Below are 23,104 nucleotides of genomic sequence, written 5' to 3'. Positions count from 1 at the left end.
TCTTTTTTGATGAATAGGAGATAAATGATACTTAATGATCTAGTTTCTTATGTTCTCTCTTTGACACCAAAACTCATTTAAATTAGTCTGAAGATGTGTGTACTCTTGATAAAGGGATAAAAATGATGAAGCATTTTGGGTACTGGGGGTATAAACTTTTTCAATTATTACCGTTGCATCGCTAGCTTTTTCAAAGTCCAAAAAGACACCCACTCCGATTCCTGCGGCCATGGCAACTCCCCAGGTTCCAGTTTCTTGACTATGGGGAACTTCAACTATCAAATTTAATGCATCAGCAAACATTTGGCACAATACAGGGCTTCTAGAACCACCCCCTGTTAACCTAATTTTTTCAAAAATGGAACCACTATACCTTAATTTATTGATATGTTCCAAATGACCTAAAACGATACCTTTATAAATTGCATTTAACATATCCGCTTTGGTATGCCAACCTGCTAGCCCATAAAACCCTGCCCTTGCATTCCCACTATCTCCAGACCCGTGCAAATAAGGATGAAATATTAAAGGCTTATCATCGTCCAAAACGGTATTGACCATTTCATCACATAATACGTGAACAGATACACCTCTCCTTTTGGCTTCCATTTGTTCCTTATAACAAAATTCTCGAATAAACCATTCTAAATTGGAAACCGATGTTGCACTCGCCTCCACTGATTTCCACAAATTTGGAACTGCAAAGGTAGTTGACATTCCCAAATCGGCGTTAAAAACAGGTAATTTGGTGACAACTGTATTTACGCTCCAACTTCCAGCTATAATACTGGCCTGTCCCGTTCTTGTCACCCCAGACCCTATCATACAGGCATCTACATCCAACATGCCGGTCACGACAGGTGTCCCTTCCAACAAACCAGTGCATACCGCACTATTTTTGGAAATTTTGCCCAAAACCTGTTCACAACTTTGTAATTGTGGCAATCTAGAAATTATATCTTTTATTCCATATAAATCAAAAATTTCTGAATTGTATGTTACTTTGTTGATATCCAATAAATTAGTTGCACCCATATCTGTATAATCGGAGCCTATTGCACCCGTAAGACAGTAATTGATATAATCTTTGCAAAGTAATACTGTACCTATCTCTTGATATAATACCGGTTCAAATTGTTGTATCCACTTTAATAAAGTATTGGTCTGGGATGCCCAAAATTTTTGATAGGTAAAGGGCTTTACCCGTTTATCCAAACCATTTTTATTCCATTCCTCACATATAGACTGGGCTCTGGTGTCCAATGATTGTATTCCTTTTAATGGTCGGCCTTTTTTGTCCAAAACATATAGCCCATTACCATGACCCGTTGATCCAACTCCTACAATCTGTTTAGGATGTATTTTAGACTTTTTAATGACTTGTCTTATCGTCTCCGTATTAGCTTTCCAAAGCTCTTCCAAGTTTCTTTCACTAAAGCCAGGCATTGGATAAATAGTTCTTATCTTTTGGGAATACTGTGCTACCATGCGTCCAGTAAAATCAAAAATAACCGCTTTGCATACAGTGTTACCGTTATCTATACCCAAAAGAAACTTTTCCATGTCCTTAAAATTATTCTTTTATGATCTTCTCTTCGTTTACCAAGCTTCCAGATAAAGTTTTATTATTTCATCTTTGCTAGGAACCATAGGATTGTTCTGAGGGCTTCCAGAGGCTAAGGCATCGTCGGCCATTTTATGTAGTACTTCATGAAATCTTACTTCATCCATCCCCTTACAATCCCTTAAACGAGGTACTTTTAAGCGCCTGTTCAATGCTTCCAACCCTTTGATCAAATTATGATTGGCAGCTTCATCAGAATCTGTATTTTGGGCAAATCCCATTTCTTTGGATATTTGAGCGTATTTATTTGCAGCTCCAGAAATTGAAAACTTTGTTACAGTGGGCAATAGCACTGCATTGGAAAGTCCATGTGGCAAATGGAATTGTACTCCTAAAGGGCGGCTCATACCATGAACCAAGCATACACTGCTATTAGTAAACGCCATACCTCCGTGACAGGCGGCCATTGCCATTGCTTCCCTCGCAGTTTTATTTTTTAAATCGTTCCATGCATTTTCCAAATTTTCGGCTACAAGTCGAATGCAAGAAAGGGCGAGACCATCGGTCATTGCACTTGATTTTTTTGACACGTAGGCCTCTATACCATGAGTTAAGGTATCTATACCAACATGTGCCGTTAGCCCAGCTGGCATAGTAAGTGTTAGTTCATAATCAATTAATGCTACCTCAGGCAATAAGTGATCGTCAAAAATCATCATCTTCACATCAGTTTTCGTATCCGATATCACCGTAACCTTGGTAACCTCACTTCCGGTTCCAGCCGTTGTCGGTATCGCTATTACAGGAATTCCGGATTTCCTTATTTTTTGGTAACCCATATATAGCGAAAGGGGCAATTCATTATTGACAGCAATTGATATTGCCTTGGCTGCATCAATTGGGCTTCCTCCACCAACAGCTACTATTAAATCGGATTTCGATTCAATAAGTTTCTTTAATCCTTCCTCTACATTATGAACGGTAGGATCGGGTTGCACCTTGCTAAAGGTTTCACTTGTTATTCCTGCCTCCTTAAGTCCAACGGACAATTTGTCGATCAAACCAATTTTATCCATAAAGGGATCCGTAATGAAAAGAACCCTTGTTGCCCCTATTCGGTTTATTTCTTCCAAAAGGTGGCCGCTGGCACCCGCCCCTGAAATTATTCTATTTGCGGTACTAAAAGTATTTACCATCTTCAATGCGTTTACCAACCTGATTGTCTTTGATACATGTTATCCCACCTTGAAAGCACTACTTTTTGACGAGTGTAAAACATTATTCCTTCCGTACCTTGCATATGAAGATCTCCGTAAAAGGAATCATTCCATCCAGAAAAAGGAAATAATGACATGGGTGCCGGCACACCGACATTAACGCCCACCATACCACATTTAATGTCCCTCATAAACTTTCTGGCCGCACCGCCATTACTGGTAAAAATAGTAGCGCCGTTTCCATAATTTAGGCTATTGAGCCATTGAATAGCTTCATCTAAATTTTTGGGATTAAGCATTGATAGGACAGGTCCAAAAATTTCCTCACTGAAAATTGACATATTGGGTGTAACTTGTTCGAATAAAGTAGGGCCGACAAAAAAACCTTTCTCAGGAATTCCAATGCGACCGTCCCTAGCCAATTTAGCACCCGTTTTTTCTGTATTCTCTATAATTTTGGTAATCCGTTCCTTACTATTATAATCTATAACCGGGCCCATTTGAGTAGCTTCATGACGCAACGGATCGCCCAATTCAAGTCCATCCATTGCATTGATTACACCTTCTTTTAAAAATTCGGCACTTTCACCAATACCCATTAGCAATGAACCGGCCATACAGCGTTGACCTGCACAACCAAATGCGGATCCCATAATTGCCCTAAGAGTTGCATCTTGCTCCGCATCGGGCATAACCAGAAGAACATTCTTGGCAGCACCTCCGGCTTGCACCCGTTTGCCATGACTTGTCCCCAAAGAATAAACATATTTCGCAACATAGGAAGATCCAACAAAACTAATAGCCGCAATTTTAGGATGTGTACAAAAGGCATCAACAATTTCCTTTCCTCCATGAACAATATTCAAAACCCCATCAGGTAAACCGGCTTCCATAAAAATTTCCGCTAGTCTTACCACGGTTAAAGGAACCTTTTCACTTGGTTTTAATATAAATGTATTGCCACAAGCAATGGCCAAAGGAAACATCCACATAGGCACCATGGCAGGAAAGTTAAATGGACTTATTCCTGCACAAACACCTAATGGTTCCCTTATGGTAACCCCATCTATATGGTTGGCCACTTGCCCTAAACTTTCACCTTTACTAAGATGTGCTATACCGCATGCAAATTCTACTACTTCGAAGCCTCTTCGCATATCGCCCCTAGCCTCATCCAAAGTCTTGCCATTTTCCAGAGAAATCAATTCGCTTAGTTCCTCGAATCTATCTTCCAATAAGGAACGATATTTAAACAAAATGTCCGCACGCCGAGTTGCAGGGGTTTCAGACCATGTTTTAAATGCATTTTCAGCACTTTTCACTGCCACATCCACGTCTTCGGAACTACCCATTGGGGTTTTACTGATAACCTCTTCGGTAGCCGGGTTATAAACGTTTTGATATTTATCTGCTTGCGAAACCCTCCATTTACCACCGAATAACGAGGGTACAAACTCGGGAATATTATTAATAAAATTCTTCATACTACAAATTTGCTTTGTTATTGTGATAAATTTCCATTGCTTCCTCTGGTGTAGCATTGTTGTGAATCATAGCCATAAACGCTTTTACAATCTGCGCTGGATTAGGGTGCTGATAAATATTTCTTCCATAAACCAATCCCTTGGTTCCTTGTTGAAGAAAACCATAACTTTTTATAAAGATTTCATTTAATTCCTCTTTACCCCCACCACGGACCAATACAGGACAACGTGCAGCCTCCACTACCTCGTGATAATCCTCCACGTGTTCTGTTGGATCTGCTTTTATAATATCCGCTCCCAGTTCCCGTGCTTGTCTCACAAGTGGAACTATTAATTTCTTATTACCATCTACTTGATAACCTCCACGAACATCATTACTTTTCATAACCAACGGCTCGATCATCAATGGCATTCCATATTTATCACATTCCGATCTGATCTTACTAATATTTTTAATGCTTAGGCGATGTAAATCCGGTTCCCCGGGAAGAAGCAATAAATTACAGACAACACAAGCAGCGTCCATTTTGAGAGCTTCAAGTATAGGTTCATTTTCATTTTGAAGGGCACTATACATAACCTTATGTACCTCAGCATTGTACGGGTTCCCCACGTCCACCCTCATGACCAATGCCGGTTTATCCTTGCCCGGGATGTTCTGAAGTATGTCACTTTGACCATAATTGGTTTGAATAGCATCCGGACCGGCCAAGACTAATTGTCCAATAACCTTTTCTACATTTTCAAGTCCGTCCAAAAAACTATATTCATTAAAAATTCCGTGATCTATAGCAACGTCCAAACATTTTCCTGATTCATTGAACATTCTCTTTAATCTGACCTTAGGAGATATATACATAATATTTGTTATTTAAGTTTTAAATTGTGTTTATGGCTTAATATTTCTACAGTTCTATTTATTTCTTTTTCCACTGTGTTTTCTGACCAATTATTCAATTTGCCCACGATGGATCCGATCTCTTTTAATAGTGAATAAGTAAGCTCACCAAGTAAAGCAATCGTAGTTCGCCTTAGGATAAGATCATCTAAATGGACAACATATTCATTGCGTACCAAATACATTATTTCCCTGCAAGTGTATTCCTTATGAAATTCAAGGGGTTGATCATTATCTTTAACCATATAAGCAACTACTGGTTCTGCCTCGGTCCCGTAACGTTCCAATAATGTCTCCAGTTTGCCTAGTGAAAGCCCTGATTGACTATGCATTTTATCGATCCATTTTTTTCGTTCCAACATATCCTTTGGAAAATTCTTCCCCCCTCCAATGGAAATATCCCTAGTGTACATCCTTCTTGAAACATTCAATATTGCAAAGATGTCATCAGCTGTCTTTTCCGAAAAAGCCCTAAAGGTTGTCCATTTCCCCCCAACCAAGCTATATATAGGATACTTATTGGCCTTTGAGGGTGGTATAATCTCTATACTATGGTTGCGGCTTATCTGTGCTGTGACATCTGAATTGGAATTAGGTAATGGTCTGACACCACAAAATTGAAATACCACATCCGAGTTTGAAATTTTAATATTTGGAAAGATCTGCTTTACGGCATTTAACATATATTCCACCTCATCATTGTGACAGATCGCTTCTTCAGGATTATCAATTTTAATATCTGTTGAACCAACCAAAACTTTACCCTGAAATGGAAAAAGTATACAAATTCGTCCATCCTCATTTTCGTAAAATAACATTTGACCTTGTGTGGCCTTTATAAGCTCTTTATTATCTATAACCAAATGGGAACCCTTTGTGCCGCCAATAAACTGGGATTTTTTCCCTAAGGCCATATTTGTTAAATCAATCCAAGCTCCCGTTGCATTAACAACAATATCCGGTTTTAGAGTTAAGCATTCTCCAGTTGTCTTATCCTTAACAACAACAGTGTCATAACTGCTTTTTTCCAAGCTCATATAATTGATCGCCAAGGAGTTGTGCTCAAGCAAATTGGAATCCTTTATTAGTTCTAGACACAAGCGTTCGGGATAGGATATCCATGCGTCAAAATAAGTGGCCGTACCAATAATACCAGGGTTTAGTTCAGGCCTTTTTCCAAGCGCCTTCTTTCTTGATGTAAATATGTGTTTTGGCAAAATTCGTTGTTTCCGGGTATAGAAATCGTATAGGCTCAAGCCTAATTTAACAATTAAAGCACCCCGGCCAACATTCCTTGTGGGCCTACCGAAGAATTTTGGCAAAGCACTTAAAGTCCCTGAAAACCAACTAAATATAGGTATCGTAGTCGGTAATGGCTTAACATAATGGGCTGCATTAAGAATTAACCTATTACGTTCCATTAGACTCTCCTTTACAAGTTGTGCTTCATTATTCTCCAGATAACGAAGTCCCCCATGAATCATTCGGGAAGAAGCTGCACTTGCTCCCGATGAAAAATCATGCTTATCTATCAATATTGTAGGAATACCTTGAAGTGTAAGTTCCCGATAAAGTCCCGCACCATTAATTCCAGCTCCTACGATGAGAACGGATATTTCTTTTATATTTCTTATGTTATTTAGAATGTCTTTACGATCCATCATTAATTATCTTTATTAATTTCACCCTTTACACAACTTGGATGGTAAAATTATCAGGGCCAAGGCCCTACTGCTTTATTTTTACAATATCAATTCAAAAAAGAGATATAACCCGATCATAATTACCGACAACACAGCCCAGCCCCTCCAGATATTTTTATTGTTCTTGGCTCCGAAAGATGCATAAGCTTCCAATAAAGTAGGTAATGGAGATGATGGAGAGGTTTTCTTTGTAAGTATTGATATAACGATCATGAACACCATTAAAAAAGCAAAAAGATAAAATGCTATTAATAAAAAGTGGGGCCAGTATTCCTTGGAGGGCCAACCCGATAAATAGCAAAATCCAATGAACACGCTTGGAATATTGCCAATAATTAATGTGTAAAAGGCAGCCTTGGGGGTAGCACCCTTCCAAAATATCCCCAAGATGAATACTGCTGCCAAGGATGGGCTTAAAAAGGAGAAAATTGAATTAACAAGGTCGAAAAGGTTCATGCCTTCAACGGAATCAAGACCGTAAGCAATGAAAACGGCAACAGCAGCCACCAACCCGGTGACCAATTGTCCTGTTTTTTTTAATTGCTTATCACTTGCTTCCCTATTAATTTTCTTCTGATAAATATCCAAGGTAAAAATGGTACTGGCCGAATTCAGCATTGAATTTACCGTACTGATCAGTGCCGCCATCAACATGGCTACAATTAATCCTATCATGCCATTGGGCAAATAATTGTCCACCATGGTCATAAAGGCATCATCGGAATCTTTCAGATCAGGGTGTAAAGCAAGACATATTATGCCAGGAAGAAAAAAGATAATTGGCACTAAAATTTTGAGGTAACCGGTAAATAATATCCCTTTTTGAGCCTCTTCAAGGTTTTTGGCCCCTAACGCCCTCTGCACAATAGTTTGATTGGTACACCAATACCAAATTGCCATTACCGGATATCCGAATACAATGGCAGGCCATGGATAAGCCAGATCATCAGAAGACCTAAACAATTTCCAATGGTCTTCAGGAACTAAATCATACAATTTTCCAAAACCGCCAATTTCGTTGATGCCGATTCCGGTCAATAGAGCGCATGCCACAATCATCAATAATGATTGAAAGGCATCGGTAATCGCAACTGCTTTTAACCCTCCCGTAATAGTGAAACTGGCCGAAATAAAGGTCATTAATAATAAGGATCCCCAAAGTGGCCATTGCATCAATTGCCCCATTAATATAGACCCGGCAAACAATACTGCTCCTACACCAATAGTAATCTGTACAAAGATTATCCAGGAAAGAATGTTTCTACTTGGTGCCCCAAACCTCTTAAAAATAAATTCCGGCATGGTGCTGATTCTTGTTGACAAATAGTGGGGCAGAAAAACCATCGCCATAAGTATGAGAAATATAAAAGCAAGCCATTCGAAATTATTTGCCACCATCCCATAGGCATAGGCAACCCCCGAAGAACTGATCAACATCATTGGGCTTATATTAGTCCCAAAAATGGACAATCCAATAATTTTCCAATTTAAATCCCTACCTGCAAGGAAATAATCCTCAGAACTTTTGCGATTACTACCTACCCAAAATCCCAAAATAACCAATCCCAATAAATAAAGAAATATAACTGTAAAATCGAATCCGTTTAAATTTGTCTGCAAAATCTATTTTTTTTATTACTGTTCTTTTTCTATATATTCCCTTAAATCATTGGACATTGGCCATTCCAACTGAACATGGTTTTTCTTTAATTCCGAACGGAGTTCTTCAAATGCAACGGCCATTACATTCACTTTGTCCCTATTGGCCAGATAAATTGCAGTACCTGCAGCTTGTCCCAATTGCATCATCGTCCTGGACAACCTACAGCTTGATGCAGCAATAGAACTAAAACTTGCTGCCCTAGAGGCCATTAGCATATTTTTAAATCCTTTGGGAACCAAACACCTGTAAGGTATCCCATAAGGAAAATCCAATTCAGTACATCCAGACCTACCTTCTTCATGGACATCCATAGGGTGGTCGGAGATAGCAATAATATCGGGATCGCCCTGCTGTTCCAGCCCTTTGGCCAAGTCGTTTTCCGTAAGGACATACTCCCCCCTTACACGATGCGTTTCCCTGACTCCCAATGAAATGAAACGTGATATAATTTTAAAGGATCGGAACATTGGATAATTGGTCTGTAAATTGTGCCAATGGGCCAGACTTCTTCTTATACATTCTTCATAAACGGTTAAGTCTTTATTGGACCAATTATAAAAGTCTTCCCCGGACATAGTGGGCAACATATTTACGTTATAATCGCCATTGGGATATTGTACCAGACTAGTAAGTGGAAATTTTGAAGCCCACCAACATTCTGATGGAATTTCGTCCGGTAGAGGTTGTACCTCATTTCTATCTATTGAAGAAATTCTAAAAATAAGACTAACGCCATTTAGTTTTTTAGTGGGATTTAAAGGTGCACTAGGTTCTTTGAACATACTCCTTGATTCCTGACCGAAAAGTATTTCTCCCCCACAGGCCCTACTTAAATGGCCGTCATCAGTGGCATCTATATAATAAGAAGCCCTAATATCCTTTTGGTTGGATAGTTTAATGGAAATTACTTGACCATCTACATAATCGGCTTTTACAAATGATGTATTTTTCAACAAATCGATCTTTGGGTACTCTTTTATCATTTCCTCAACAATATGCTGATAAATATTGGGCTCGAATGGCACACCATGCCAGTACTTTCGAACGAACTCCTCACTGGAAGCCAATGGTCCCGACCCAAATCTTCTTAGGCTATCGATATATTTTAAATTGGGCGCTATAGTTAGATCTGCCCCGGCAGGAAATTGTGATTCCCCAGATTCATTTTTCCAAGCGCAATGACGATTGAATTCATATATACCAACTGCATTTTTAACCTTTTTCAGCCTTTTGTAAATATCAAAAGGAACCCCTGTTCCCCCTGCGCCCATTTCCCAGACGGAAACACCACTGACCGCAGCATTACCGCCTATTTCATTATTTTTTTCCACAAGAAGGGTTCGAAGCCCATACTTTCCAGCCGACAGTGCGGCTCCAATTCCACCACTTCCCGCCCCAATAACAACAACATCGTAATCGAGCATATGCTTTTACTTTTAAAATGGGATAATTTCTTGAACCATTGGTATTATTGTAAGCTCGGGGATGATTAAATGTTCAGGCAACGAACATGCATCAACCACCACTTTTCCCATGTCTTCTGGTTGAATCGCTTTTTTCGCTACTTCTTCATCTAATCCTTGTAGACCGGTAGCCTCATTAAACGAAGTGTTTCCCCAAGATGGAGTGATACACATGGCTCTGACATTATGAGGCCTTAAATCTACATACAATGACCTACTAAATTGTTCCAGACCTGCCTTTGCTGCTGCATAAATACTGAATCCCGGCCATGCTTGGGTGGAACAAATGGAAGAGATATTTACAATTGTACCCGACTTCTGCTTCACCATAATTTCCGCAGCTCTTTTGCTCCCGTAGATTGCTCCCAATAAGTTTAAATCAATGGATGATTTAATATCCAAATCCGACTGGTCCGTTATATCTGCAATAGCAATTCCACCCCCAGCATTGTTTATAAGAATATCCAATTGGCCATGTTCATTAAGAATAGTTTTCACCAAATCATCCCAATCTCCAGGATTAGTTACATCGGCTTTTATGTAGTTTATTTTCAATTCGGAAGCGACCAATTTAAGTTTTTCAATGCTTCTACCCGTAATCCAAACATTGGCCCCGGCTTCCTTTAATTTTTTGGCAATTCCAAATCCATATCCATTGGAACCTCCCGTTACAACGGCCGTTTTGTTCAATAGTAATTTTGTCATATTCTATTATGTATTTTTATTCTTTTTATTTCCTCTTGTTTCATTTTAAAATAAATAGGTCAGTAATGGGTTTGCCTATACATTTCTTATAAAAAAGTCTTACCGCCATTAACCGCTATTTTTTGCCCGGTGATAAATTTCGATGAGTCGCTGGCCAAAAAGGCAACCACTTCCCCTATATCATTTGGGGAACCCTGGTGACCAAGAGGTAGATTACTTGTATATAAGTTATGGTCTTCTTCTGAAGTACCTAAGTGCCTTTCAACAGGAATCCATCCTGGTGCTACTAAATTGCATGTTATTCCAAAGGGACCCAATTCGGTTGCCCAACTGCGCGTAAGTGCAAGCATGGCACCTTTTGCAGCAACATAATGGCCAAATTCCTTGTTGCCCAATTCTACAACCTCACTTCCAATATTTATAATTCTACCTACCTTTCTTTGCTGCATTTTTTTGAGGTTGGCTTTAAGTAAAAACAGAGGGGCCTTTACAAAAAAATTCATTTGTCCCAAATAGTCATCCCAAATCTGATCTTCCAGTTTAATAAGAGGCTGTGGACCTGTGGCATTGTTGACTATTACATCGATCGGTCCGAAATCCCTTTCAATTTCATCTACCATTTTGAAAACGGCTGTTACCTCCGTAATATCATAGGCGTAGGATCTAACTATACCACCTTTTGCTTCTATGGTGGATTTCACCTTTTTTGCCCTCGAATGATCCGACAGATAATTCATAGCAACCTTGGCGCCGTTTTTCGCCAGGCACATGGCAATTGAAGCGCCAAGTCCCTTAGAGGCACCAGTAACCAAAACTACCTTATTGTTTAAATTCTTCACGTTTTTATACATTTCAAAAAAGTTCTATGCCAAGCCGTTGGAACCATGTTCCACTTATAATTAAAGCATAGTCTTAACTATTTTACATACTATAATCGACCCCAATGCTCCTTAGGTAATTTAAGCTTCTGCCTATACCGCTTTCCAGATCATGTAAGGGTTCATATTCTATTAAGTAAATGCCATCAAATTTCATCTTCTCAAAAATTCGCGAAAAGTCCAGATCATCATCCCCGATGGCCACTGCTTCCCACCCCCCCTGTTTCCGTTTCCAATCCTTTAAATGACAATAATTGATCCGCTCATTAATTATATCCAAGCAATAGCTTTTATCAGAAGGCCGCACTGCCTTTATATTACCGGGATCATAATTAAAGCCGACATTACCTGGCAGATCCTTCATCAGTCTTTCAAGAAATTTGGGATCGGTACTCATCGTATTATAATGGAATGCGATACCATTTTTATGGATAATTCCCCCATGGGTTTCAATAGAAATGGAAATATCATGTTCACTGCAGATTTGGCTACACCTTTTCATAGCATCGATTACTTGAAAATATATTTTATTGGTAACATCTTCAGCTGGCATAAATCCAACAAATATCCTAATATGCGATACCTTAAATAATGCTGCTTGTTCTATAGCGTTGTGAACATGTTCGATCATATTATTATGGTCTTCCAAATTGGTCAGGGTAAAATCGTTTTCCACTGTTGCAAAAGGCAACTTTATACCAAACCGACTCGCAAGAGATATTTCTTTTCCTATTGCCGTTTCATCCAATCCTATTGAAAAAGTTGAAGGCAATTCGTCCCCTAAACCTATTTCCAAAATCTTAAATCCAAATTGATTACAAATATTCAAGTGTTCCTCAAAGGGCATTTCCCTAAATCCCCACCAACCAAGGCCTATTTTCATATACTAATATATTTTTATTTACAATTTTATTTTGGCCAGTTATACTTATTGGTTCCGGCGTTTTTATCCGAAGGGCCATCCGGCAATTTTGATTTCCAGGAAAGAAGTTCGGCAGACATAAACTTGGTCAATTCGGGTTCATCCAACACTTTATTATCAAGCTCGGACGGATCATTGATAAGATCGTATAACTCGACCCTACTCTTGTCCGGATTCATTAACAATTTCCACCTATCCCTCCTCATCGCCAGCATAGGACTTTTATCCAAAGGCCTTCCAAAAATTCCAAACCTCCATTCCCAAAACAAAGGTTTGGACCGTTTCTTTGGAAATTCCAACCAAGCACTTGACATATCTTCTCCATCCAATTCCAAATTATTACTTGATAGACCGCACATTGTGACAAGTGTTGGGATAAAATCAACTGAACTTACCACAGAAACACTATCCAAGGAATTCTCCTTTATGTGATTGGGCCATCTAACCAATAATGGTACCCGGATCCCTCCTTCGTACAAGCTCCGCTTGACACCCCTAAATGGACCCGAGCTCCCAGCAGCACTATGTGCCGCATTTGATATCTGCATTACTTCCGGACCATTATCGCTTGTAAAAATTACGATGGTATTTTCCTTCAATCCCAAGGCATCGAGCTTGTCTAGGAAAATTCCGATCTGACGATCCATCTCGGTAACGGTTGCATAATAAACTTGTGGCGCGCCATGAAATTTCACCTTTTGTCCATAATGCTTTGTTGCATATGAATTGGGGGACAAGGATTCATACTTCTTCATTTGTCTTTCCGAAGGATTGAGTACTGCATGGGGATCCACCAACCAAGCATTAACATAAAAGGGACTCCCCTTATTCTCCTCTATAAACCCTGTAGCTTCATCCAGCACCAATTTTGTAGCCTTAGATCTCTTTGTAGGGTACCATAATTTAAAATCATCCCTACTATTACTGGTATTTGTTTTGGCTACATCTATTCCATATTCGTTTGGCAATGGAGCATCGGGACTATGACCTAGATGCCATTTTCCAAAATGACCCACAGCGTACCCATTGTCCTTAAAGATTTTGGTAATTGTATTTGTCTTTGGGTCTAAAAAGTTGGGCATTCCACGATCGCTATTGGATTCCGGCGTGGCGAAATGGCCATGAATACCTAACTCCGCAGGAAATCTCCCAGTCATTAGCGAAGCCCTACTTGGTGAACAAACCGGACTATTGACATAGAACTGCGTAAACAATTTTCCTTCCTTGGCCAATTGGTCCAATGCCGGAGTTTTCAATTGGCGATGTCCATAGCTTCCCAAATCTCCCCATCCCAAATCATCCGCAAAAATTAATATTACATTGGGCCTATCATTATGCTGACCGTACATTATAGTTGAACCTAATACCACTAATATTAATATTGCAATTGGCCAACATAACAAAATGGTACCGGAGTTTTTATTTTTTGTTTTGCACTCCATAAATATTCGTATTTGAGGGTTTATTATCCGGAAAATCAGAATATTTCACTCTTTCGTCCCTTTTTGTGAGTGTATTTGGACATTGATCACATCCATTGTTCTCAACGGTCATTGTTTCCCAAAGGTTTCGATGCCCTTTATAATCATGATCTTGAATATCATGGACATAATTATGGCTTATAACCATACTTCCACTCCCTTCATCCGCATAGATACCTTCGGCCATTAATTCTCCACCTCCAATGTCATAGATCCAGTTGTTATTGATTACGGTACCTGGCTGATTGCTTACCGTATATATTGCTCCACCATCACTGAGGTATTGCATACATTTTCTAATTTCATTATATGATATTTCATTATGATGGGCATTGGTCAATAAACCGTCATCCCCCCATCGCCAGCCAACGCTGATACCCGTATATGGGGCTTCCTCTATCAAATTATTTTTTATTTTATTATTGTTGGAATAGGCAATCAATACCCCCACTCCTCCTTTATCGACAGTAGCAATATTTTTTAAATGATTATTGTTCACCGAATTGAATGCAGGGGCATCCTGTTCATCCTTATAATCTAGGTGAAGCGGATGGCCTTCGCCTATATAATTACTAATTCGTCCTATTTGAATTACATTCGAACCAATATCCTGAAAAGTATTGTTTCCAATATTTATATGGCTTACACCGTTCTCCAATGCTATGGCCCCTTCACCCAAATTGACAAAATTGCAATCAACTATTTCACAGTTCTCGGCATAGGACATCATTATGGCTGCAACTGGTGAGAATACAGGTTCACCGATCCGAGTGCCCCAAAATCCAGCTTGTATTCCTTTACGCTCTTCATCAGGGAACTTCCAAGTAGTATGTTGAAAGGTTAGTCCTTCGAAAGTAATATTGGTGATTGGTTTTGATTTATCTCCTTTAATTTCAAAAAGTGTTTCCAGAACAGGATAGTGAAACACGGTATCATTTGGATTGGAAGAGGTAAAAAGAGACAAAACTTTAGAATCTTCATTCAGGAACCACTCTCCTTCACTATCCAAAAAATCTTTATTATTTTCAAAATAAATCCTATCAAATGTCTTAACCTTGGTACTACTGCATTCCGGACCTATCTCAGTGTTCGTAGTGATTGAATTGCTTTTTGAATCAATATTTTCAAGTTTCTGTCTAATAAAATGCCAGGCACCCGTAGCCAATAGTTCTGTTTGGTCCGTTACCGTAAAGTCCACAGGAATAGAATCGGCAAAGGACATCCATTTTTTAGCCACGTCTACCTCCTCCGGGTGTAGATATTCATCAAGATTTGGCCAGCGGGCCCTTGTCATTCTTTTATTCTCGACAAACACTTGATTGGTTTGCCCCTGAAAGGGTATTTCCCAAATATTATCACCTCTGGATATCCATGTGCCGTCTATAATTCTACCCCCACTAAGAATGACTTCCTCGTCCTTATAGGCCTTTATCCTTAAAGATTTTAGATTATGTCCATTATCAATGACTATAGATTTGGATAGTTCGTATCTACCTTCACCTAGTACAATTTCAAATGAACCGTAACTCTCCTTTGAAGAACCGTTCTGAATTATTTCCACAGCCTTTTCCAAAGTTCGAAGGGGGTTATCCATAGATATTCCCTTACCATTGTCGTCCCCGCTGGGAGAGACATAAAGTGTATGCAATTCCTGTCCACTTTGACAGGCAGTAAGCAAACTAAATGTTACATACAGGGCCAAGACCTTGGCCGAAACAAAATATGATATTTTTTTAGTGTCAGACTTTGGGAGAATCCCTTTTACCATAACCATTAAATTCTTTATGTGAGTCATTTTATTTTCTATTTACCTTAATTATTACTTAATTGTATATATCTAAATATGCCCTTAGCTGTTGCCTTTTAAATTTCTCACTCTCGATTGACTTGTATCTTTGCTACCATCTGCATTAAAGGCATTCATAATTTTTATATAATTCTATATATAGATAATAATTCCAAATATAGAATATAAATATTTTGATTCCAATTCAAAAGGATTAAAATGATGCTTAAATAAGAGTGCCAGTTTTATGGACATAATGCAATTAGTTATGATGGTCATAAACCCCTTGGCTCCTAAAGCCCTTTATTCCTTGAAAATTCTCTGATTCTATGGTTATTTGGCCGTCTTTATTTTCTAAATCATGAATAAATTCAAATTTAATATCCACCGGTTCAGGTGCATCATGGAAATTATGTTCTTGACCATGAACAATTCCCATCAATTCATTATCTCTATAGATATTGAATTGCTTTATTCCACTCTCAATGTCTATTTCCGACTTCCAGCTCAAAATACACCTGCCTTCCGATCTTTCTATTTTTAACTGAAAGGGAATAGGTGGTGGGGTACTATCTGATACCCAACCTGTTTGAACAAATTCTTGCCAGTTTTTTGCTATATCTTCATTAGGTAACCAGCCCCAATCAGAAAGTTCATTTTTGACTTCAAGAGCTGTCTTCACTTCATTAGTTTCCAAATTACCCAGCCAATGATCATGAGAATCCAATTGGATCGGATTGTTCCCATTATTGGATAATCTCATACTAAGAACAGCGTCCATCCATCGAATGGCAAAACTCCTACCCTTCCTATTTCCGTGATCGGCTTTTAGATCGATAGCTATACTCCAAATGGCACCATACCGTCTATAGGAGTAAAAAGATTTCTTGGTCATTTCCCGAACATAATCAAATCCGTCCACAAGATCATTTTCACCCGCCATCCACAAAACTGGCACCTGTTTAACCAAAGGATTCCAAAGCTTGGTAAACGCCAGGCCTCCTGATCGAGGAATAGCACATAACACCTTCCCAGGATATTCAAATAATATATCCGTACACCAATAAGCTCCGCCCGAATGTCCCCACAGAGCCCAGGGCACCTCCTCCAATTCTGAATGATTACTCATTTTAGCCAACTTTTTTAGGGCCTTTAATAAAGCCTTTCCAGAACCGCCCTCAATATTGAACCATTCCGAGCAGGCCTCCTTTCCAATCAATTCAGTTCCGAGTAATGCCATATTATATTTTTTGGCCAAGGCTTGCCATTGCAGATCATTCGCATGGTTAAGGCCATTATCCTTTGCATTTATACCACAGCCATGTTGCCGGATAATAATACCACGTATTTTTTTTATCTGTTCCGGTATCCAAATGCGATATATTGCAGAAATATATAAGTCTTGTTTATTTGGTTGAATGGAGGCTTCATAATATTGACTTTGTATCTGCCAAATCCCCATATTCCAGATTATAACCAATGAAGCAAACGTCTTCATATCCATATTTCATTTTTAAAACCACCCATTAATTATGATATTTTTGATGAACGTCAATAGACGCATTAAACCACTTATGGCATCCTACAAATAATATGGGTCGAAGGATGAAGGAGTACATTCCTATCTTTAAAAATACTCACTAGTCCTTTGTCCTTGGTTATTTCTATTAACCGATCATATTTTGAATCGGAATAGACGATATTTCCGTTCTCCAAAATAGAAATACCGGCAATCCACCCTAAAGACAGCTGATTATCCCTGACCATATCATACTCCCAAACTATTTCCTTATCGGTATTTATCTCTACTATTTTTCCGTATTCTCCGAGACTGACCAAAATATTACTATTGCCGAGTTGAACTGGCATATAAGGACTCCCCGGTAAATCACATTCCCAATGAACATTACCGTCCCAGTCGAATACGGCCAACTTTTTCAAATTATAACATGCTATCAAAATTCTATTCTCGGCTACCTCACGTATTAGTCTAAAAGCATACAAGTAATCGGAAGGTTCCTTCACATATGGAAAATCGAAGGATCTAATTATTTTTTTGTTTCGGTCAACTTCTAAAATCATGGCTTTGGACGCATCTCCAAATAAGATATTCCCGTTCCGCATTTCTTGGCAAGAAAAAAAGGCCAGACGGGCAGACTCTAATTTCCAAACTTCTTTCCAATTTTTATCGATTTCAACAATGGCCCTATTGGAACTCAGTAATAGATTTCCATTCCGCAACAAATCTATGTCGAGTGGAAGTTCAACACTGAATGATTTTATCAATCTGCCATTACCAAAATGAATTATTCTATTATGTCTGGTGTCATGCTCGGCTACAATGAATTCTCTATCAAATTTTTTCATTAGTCTTTTTATAGCATTTACCCCAACTCAAAAATCTACTAGTAGTAAAAATTTCTAAAAGGCCGATCCTATCATTTAGGTAAAATTTTATTTTGAGTAACTATAAGTACCGATCGGAACCAAAAATCGTATCATATGAATACTTACAATTTCGCACACTAAATAAAAAAGTATTAATATTTAACCATAAATAATGTCCTGGCCTGGGAGAAAGTAAGTTGGCCAGGACAATTTTGTATTAATATATATATATAGGTTTAGTAGCCTGGGTTTTGTGTCAAATTTGGATTGGCCGCAATTTCGAGCATAGGAATTGGGAATAATTTATGTTTTTCCTCAACATTCTTTCCATTATCTGTCATGGCCTGGATAAAACGATCTTGACGCAATAGATCCCAACGCTGATGTCCTTCAAAACAAAGTTCCAATTCCCGTTCCCTCCAAACGGCAACCCTAAATTCGTCCTTGGAAAGATCTTGAAGGTCGGGCAGCTCAAGAAGATCATTAGGGTCGTCTATTCCGTCCCCATTGGAATCCCTAGCTCTTTTACGGATAGAATTTATAGCATTATAGGCTTCAACCGTTGGACCGTTCACCTCATTTTCCGCCTCTGCAAATATCAAGACTACTTCTGCATATCTGATTACCGGCCAATTGGCATCCCCATCAGAAATGGCCTCCAAATTCGGGTCGTAAAATTTCATACAACTTGGCCCTACTTGCAACTTACCGGTTCCAGTTCCGTTTTCCGGGATTATTTGTGGCCAAAAAGGATCGGGAATAGAGTCAAGCAAAATAACCTTCTTACGATAATGATCGGGGAAACTTTCATAAAAATCCCGTTCCGCTGCTATTGATGCTCCTGCCTGTTGACCAATCCCTCCTGTAATAATAACAGGGTTTCTAGAGGCATAATTTTGGGTGAAGGTACTTGGAACCCTTGTTCCCGCCGAATATTGAATGGAAAAAATGTGCTCTTCACCATTTTCCCGATCCACATCATAAAGGTCCTTTAAATTGGTTTCCAATCCATAAATTTCCGAATCCATTACCGTTAGGGCCATATCCCTAGCTGCTGGAAAGTCCTTGCGAAATAAGTATATTCTTGCCAAAAGAGACTGAACCGCTCCTTTTGTCACCCTTCCAATATCACTAGGGGGATATTCTATAGGCAAATTCCCTATGGATTCGGTCATCTCCCCGATAATAAAATTATATACTTGCTCTTTATCTGTTCTGGGAAGAAAATTATTTTCCTCATCCGTTGTAGGGGTAGTAATTAATGGCACATCCCCAAAAGATTGAACCAAAATAAAATAGGTCATGGCCCTTAGCACCTTAGCTTCAGCTATATACCTCGTTTTTAAGTCATCATCCATTTCTATGGATGCAATATTATTTATCAGTGTATTTGCAAAGTTAATGGTAGTGTAAAGGGATCCCCACGTTCCCTGAAATTGGGTGGGATTGATATCCAATTCATTAATACCACCAGTCCCTTCACCACTGGAAGCCAGATCGGCGGATACATCGCCATGTTGATAGATGGACGAGTTATAGTAACTCCTAAATCCACTATAAACAGCATTTAGACCTGCACTGGCATCGTCTTTTGTATTATAGAAATTAGCACTATTTATACTGGAAAATGGTGCTTCCTCAAGAAAATCGGAGCAAGAGTAATTGAAAAATATAATTACCGTAAAGCCAATAAATGTTTTATAACAATTTTTCATAATCTTTATATTAAAATTTTAATTGTGCGCCAATTCGAATTGTTCTGGATTTTGGATAGACTCCATCATCCACTCCCAAAACGGTATTGTCATTTCCTCTGGAGTTGACTTCCGGATCATATCCTGAATAACCGGTCACGACAAATAAGTTTTCACCACTAATGTATAGCCTTGCATTTTTCAAAAAGTTTAGATTTTTAAAAGTATAACCCAAGGTGACATTTTGTAAGCGGATGAAAGAACCATCCTCAATATAATTGGTGGCGGCCCTATTGGGATATGTCCCACTGCGCCCTGCTGGTCTATCTATTTTGGGAATAAGGTTCCCAGTTCCTGGACCGTCCCAAGCCTCCTTTAGCAAGGTGATTACATTTTGATTGTTCACCTGTGATAGCCCTTCTATTTTATAGGCATTCAAAATATCATTACCCTGTGTACCGTAAAAGGAAAAACTAAAATCAAAATCTTTATACATTAAGTCACTTGAAAGGGAAAAGGTATAATCCGGATTTGGATCGCCTATAACCGTTTCATCTATACCCTCTTCAAAGACACCATTCCCATCGATATCCCGCCAGTTTTCAAAGCCAGGGCCCGAGTTGGAATCATTGGCCATATGTCCATTATCATACTCCTCTTGGGTCTGCCACAGGCCATCAAAAATGTTGCCCCAAAAAACACCCAAAGGCTGCCCTTCCATCACGACACTTGCGGCACCACCATTTTTACCGATAACACCAACCCTACGTTGGTTTATACTACTTCCAAAATATTTGTCCGAGCCGGAAAGTTGAAGTACCTTGTTTTTATTAAATGAAATATTACCGTTTAAATTCCAGTTCAACTCCCCAAAATCCAAGCCCAAACCTGTAGAAAATTCCAATCCTTGGTTCTCTACACTGCCTATATTTTTCAAAAGTGATGAATAACCGCCCTGCCTAGGGATTTGGACATTCAATAAAAGATCAGTTGTCTTTTTGTAGTAATAGTCTACTGTGAAATCAAAATTACTGCCCCAACCAAAAAATCCAAGATCAAGACCCAGATCAAATTGGTCGGTTTTTTCCCATCGTAAATCGTTGTTTACCAAAGAACCTGGCACTATACTTGTATATTCCGTATTTCCAAAGATTACCGGGGAACCTATACCATAGGTCTGAACATTTTGATATAGAGGAATGCTTTGATTACCTGTTTGCCCAGCGCTTAACCTTAGTTTCATATTACTTATTACCTCTACATCCTCTAAAAAGGATTCTTTATTTACTCTCCAGGCCAATGCCGCTGAAGGGAAAAATCCGAACTGATTATTGCCTCCAAATCTACTTGACCCGTCATAACGCCCAGAAACTGTCAACAAATATTTCTGATCAAAAGTGTAATTTATCCTCCCAAGTACTGAGGCTAATGAAGATCGATTCCTATATGAACTAGGATTTTGAGGATCATTACCAGCGCCTAAATTGTAATATCCGGTACTATTATTGGCGAATTCCCAAGTTGTAGTAGAAAAATAATCATCCCTGTCCGATTGGGCCGTGAATCCGGCAGTAGCATCAAAATGGTGTTTATCAACGTCCTTTGTATAATTTATAATACTCTCATGTAACCAGTTAAATTTGTTTGTTTGATTGCGACTTGCAGAACCGTTGGATCCTCTGGTTATCTCTGATTCAAAATAGGATGGAGTAAAGGAACTACCGGTCCTATTATCCAGATATAGACCAAAAGTTGATTTATATGTCAACCCTTCCAAAATATTATAAGTAATAGATAAATCGCTTAACAAACGGCTGCGCTCCACTACATTCTCCCTTTCATAGGCCATTTGAACCGGGTTTTGATGTTCAGGCGACATGTATATACCGGTAGTCCTCCAAATTTCAGCCTGAGATGAATAGGAGCCATCTTCATTTCTTACCGGCAATACCGGGTTCTGAATTATCCCTTGATAAATGATATCGGAATCAATTGGCCTATTTACGATGTAGCTTGGGGTCAAATGAAGCCCTATAGAAAATTTATCATTAATGGTGTGATCCAAGTTTACCCTTAAAGTTCCTTTCTGAAATCTGGAATTTATTGCTATTCCCTGTTGATCAAAATAATTTCCCGAAACAAAAAATTTAGTTTTATCACTTCCTCCCCGCACACTTATGTCATAATTTTGAATCGGTGCCGTTCTATAAATTTCATCTTGCCAATTGGTACCTTCCCCCATGTTTGCTATTTCTTCTTCTGAATATGCCCTACTTAGTAGGCCTCCATCGCGAAATCGGGTCCAAAACAATCGAGCTGTGGTGGCCCATTCCTGTGCATTTAGCACATCCAATTTTTTGGCAACATTTTGAACACCTGAATAATAATCAATACTTACTTCAGTGATGCCAGCACGGCCTTTTTTGGTCGTTACCATGACTACTCCATTTGCTCCCCTGGCTCCATAAATTGCCGTAGCGGAAGCATCCTTAAGTACAGAGATTGATTCTACATCGTTCGGATTTATATAAGAAAGTGATCCGTCCGAAACCGGCACCCCATCAATAACATATAATGGATCATTACCGTAATAAACAGAGTTACTGCCCCGGATCCTTACTCGTAAATCAGCTCCTGGAGAACCACTGGTCTGGGTAATTTGGGCACCAGCCACCTTACCCTGTAGTGCTTGTTGTAGCACAGCACCGGAGCTTTTCGTAAGTTCGGCGCCACTTACTTGCCCAACAGAACCGGTAAGATCACTTTTTTTGGACGAACCGTATCCCAAAACTATAACCTCATCCAATCCTGTAGCACTCTCTTCCAAAGAAACGGTCACTGATGTCCTTCCGTTTATCGGAACTTCCAAAGTTGCATGGCCAATATAGGAAACTACCAATACCGCATTACCATCATTGACATTAATGGAGAAGTTACCATCAAAGTCGGTAACAACTCCGTTGGTAGTTCCTTTCTCAACAATGTTCACTCCAGGCAGCGGGCTACCATCTGTTTTTGAAAACACCTGTCCTGTAACAACTATCTGGCTATTTGATAAATAATCAGGCTCAAACAAAGGATTCCCTCCGACCTTTCCATGGACTCTATTTGCCAAGCTACTGCACAGGAACAACAAGGCAAAAACATGTAACATTTTATTTTTCATATTATTCTATATATGGTTATTTATTCCAAATATAGAATAATAAATTTTACAAACAAGGAGTTACTGATAAAACTTTAATATTTTAACAAAAA

The 23,104-nt window shown here is 39.0% G+C and carries 16 protein-coding genes; all 16 read right to left on the bottom strand.

Translation table 11 applies throughout. The annotated features are described in order from the left end of the window. Positions 1–39: 39 nt before the first annotated feature. The 16 genes from D0S24_RS13550 to D0S24_RS13475 all read right to left on the bottom strand — a co-directional run bounded on the left by D0S24_RS13550 (position 40) and on the right by D0S24_RS13475 (position 23,012). Positions 40–1,563, bottom strand: coding sequence for an FGGY-family carbohydrate kinase (locus tag D0S24_RS13550; protein ID WP_117020411.1), 1,524 nt, complete (start codon positions 1,561–1,563; stop codon positions 40–42). A gap of 36 nt (positions 1,564–1,599) precedes the next feature. Beyond that, a complete protein-coding gene (locus tag D0S24_RS13545) occupies positions 1,600–2,760 on the bottom strand; it encodes an iron-containing alcohol dehydrogenase (RefSeq protein ID WP_117020410.1) in 1,161 nt (386 codons plus the stop codon). Positions 2,761–2,771: 11 nt separating this feature from the next. Next, complete coding sequence (locus tag D0S24_RS13540) at positions 2,772–4,265, bottom strand: CoA-acylating methylmalonate-semialdehyde dehydrogenase (protein ID WP_117020409.1); 1,494 nt, start codon at positions 4,263–4,265, stop codon at positions 2,772–2,774. A gap of 1 nt (position 4,266) precedes the next feature. Further along, positions 4,267–5,124 (bottom strand): class I fructose-bisphosphate aldolase, encoded by an 858-nt coding sequence (locus D0S24_RS13535; RefSeq protein ID WP_117020408.1) that lies wholly within the window; start codon positions 5,122–5,124, stop codon positions 4,267–4,269. Between the two features lie 8 nt (positions 5,125–5,132). Beyond that, entirely contained in the window at positions 5,133–6,827 is a 1,695-nt protein-coding gene (locus D0S24_RS13530; protein WP_117020407.1) for a glycerol-3-phosphate dehydrogenase/oxidase, read from the bottom strand. 78 nt (positions 6,828–6,905) lie between these two features. Beyond that, positions 6,906–8,486 carry an SLC5 family protein gene (locus tag D0S24_RS13525; protein WP_181938098.1) on the bottom strand — a complete coding sequence of 527 codons (1,581 nt, stop codon included), beginning with the start codon at positions 8,484–8,486 and terminating at the stop codon, positions 6,906–6,908. Between the two features lie 15 nt (positions 8,487–8,501). Further along, a complete protein-coding gene (locus D0S24_RS13520) occupies positions 8,502–9,953 on the bottom strand; it encodes an FAD-dependent oxidoreductase (protein ID WP_117020405.1) in 1,452 nt (483 codons plus the stop codon). A gap of 12 nt (positions 9,954–9,965) precedes the next feature. Next, positions 9,966–10,697, bottom strand: coding sequence for an SDR family oxidoreductase (locus D0S24_RS13515; protein ID WP_117020404.1), 732 nt, complete (start codon positions 10,695–10,697; stop codon positions 9,966–9,968). A gap of 86 nt (positions 10,698–10,783) precedes the next feature. Continuing rightward, positions 10,784–11,536 carry an SDR family oxidoreductase gene (locus D0S24_RS13510; RefSeq protein WP_220377765.1) on the bottom strand — a complete coding sequence of 251 codons (753 nt, stop codon included), beginning with the start codon at positions 11,534–11,536 and terminating at the stop codon, positions 10,784–10,786. 82 nt (positions 11,537–11,618) lie between these two features. Further along, a complete protein-coding gene (locus tag D0S24_RS13505) occupies positions 11,619–12,458 on the bottom strand; it encodes a sugar phosphate isomerase/epimerase (RefSeq protein ID WP_117020402.1) in 840 nt (279 codons plus the stop codon). A gap of 26 nt (positions 12,459–12,484) precedes the next feature. Continuing rightward, positions 12,485–13,867: a sulfatase gene (locus D0S24_RS13500; protein WP_181938097.1), complete on the bottom strand. Its 1,383-nt coding sequence runs from the start codon at positions 13,865–13,867 to the stop codon at positions 12,485–12,487. A gap of 49 nt (positions 13,868–13,916) precedes the next feature. Continuing rightward, positions 13,917–15,773, bottom strand: coding sequence for a right-handed parallel beta-helix repeat-containing protein (locus D0S24_RS13495; protein ID WP_117020400.1), 1,857 nt, complete (start codon positions 15,771–15,773; stop codon positions 13,917–13,919). Between the two features lie 253 nt (positions 15,774–16,026). Beyond that, entirely contained in the window at positions 16,027–17,268 is a 1,242-nt protein-coding gene (locus D0S24_RS13490; protein ID WP_117020399.1) for a hypothetical protein, read from the bottom strand. A 68-nt stretch (positions 17,269–17,336) separates the two neighbouring features. Next, the gene (locus tag D0S24_RS13485) at positions 17,337–18,131 is read right to left on the bottom strand and encodes a hypothetical protein (protein ID WP_117020398.1); all 795 of its coding nucleotides are present in this window, start codon (positions 18,129–18,131) and stop codon (positions 17,337–17,339) included. Between the two features lie 257 nt (positions 18,132–18,388). Beyond that, entirely contained in the window at positions 18,389–19,867 is a 1,479-nt protein-coding gene (locus D0S24_RS13480; RefSeq protein ID WP_117020397.1) for a RagB/SusD family nutrient uptake outer membrane protein, read from the bottom strand. Positions 19,868–19,877: 10 nt separating this feature from the next. Further along, complete coding sequence (locus tag D0S24_RS13475) at positions 19,878–23,012, bottom strand: TonB-dependent receptor (RefSeq protein ID WP_117020396.1); 3,135 nt, start codon at positions 23,010–23,012, stop codon at positions 19,878–19,880. Positions 23,013–23,104: the final 92 nt, after the last annotated feature.

This window comes from Arenibacter sp. P308M17 (assembly GCF_003426735.1).
Classification (GTDB): domain Bacteria; phylum Bacteroidota; class Bacteroidia; order Flavobacteriales; family Flavobacteriaceae; genus Arenibacter.
Note: the sequence above shows the minus strand (reverse complement) of the source record. Positions and strands in the feature narration are given on the sequence as shown.

Bases quoted from the DNA above. Each gene is read 5' to 3' on its own strand.
- D0S24_RS13490 (WP_117020399.1), bottom strand. From the start codon at position 17,268: ATGGATATGAAGACGTTTGCTTCATTGGTTATAATCTGGAATATGGGG.
- D0S24_RS13530 (WP_117020407.1), bottom strand. From the start codon at position 6,827: ATGATGGATCGTAAAGACATTCTAAATAACATAAGAAATATAAAAGAA.
- D0S24_RS13485 (WP_117020398.1), bottom strand. From the start codon at position 18,131: ATGAAAAAATTTGATAGAGAATTCATTGTAGCCGAGCATGACACCAGA.
- D0S24_RS13520 (WP_117020405.1), bottom strand. From the start codon at position 9,953: ATGCTCGATTACGATGTTGTTGTTATTGGGGCGGGAAGTGGTGGAATT.
- D0S24_RS13505 (WP_117020402.1), bottom strand. From the start codon at position 12,458: ATGAAAATAGGCCTTGGTTGGTGGGGATTTAGGGAAATGCCCTTTGAG.
- D0S24_RS13550 (WP_117020411.1), bottom strand. From the start codon at position 1,563: ATGGAAAAGTTTCTTTTGGGTATAGATAACGGTAACACTGTATGCAAA.
- D0S24_RS13535 (WP_117020408.1), bottom strand. From the start codon at position 5,124: ATGTATATATCTCCTAAGGTCAGATTAAAGAGAATGTTCAATGAATCA.
- D0S24_RS13475 (WP_117020396.1), bottom strand. From the start codon at position 23,012: ATGAAAAATAAAATGTTACATGTTTTTGCCTTGTTGTTCCTGTGCAGT.
- D0S24_RS13495 (WP_117020400.1), bottom strand. From the start codon at position 15,773: ATGACTCACATAAAGAATTTAATGGTTATGGTAAAAGGGATTCTCCCA.
- D0S24_RS13540 (WP_117020409.1), bottom strand. From the start codon at position 4,265: ATGAAGAATTTTATTAATAATATTCCCGAGTTTGTACCCTCGTTATTC.
- D0S24_RS13545 (WP_117020410.1), bottom strand. From the start codon at position 2,760: ATGGTAAATACTTTTAGTACCGCAAATAGAATAATTTCAGGGGCGGGT.
- D0S24_RS13480 (WP_117020397.1), bottom strand. From the start codon at position 19,867: ATGAAAAATTGTTATAAAACATTTATTGGCTTTACGGTAATTATATTT.
- D0S24_RS13515 (WP_117020404.1), bottom strand. From the start codon at position 10,697: ATGACAAAATTACTATTGAACAAAACGGCCGTTGTAACGGGAGGTTCC.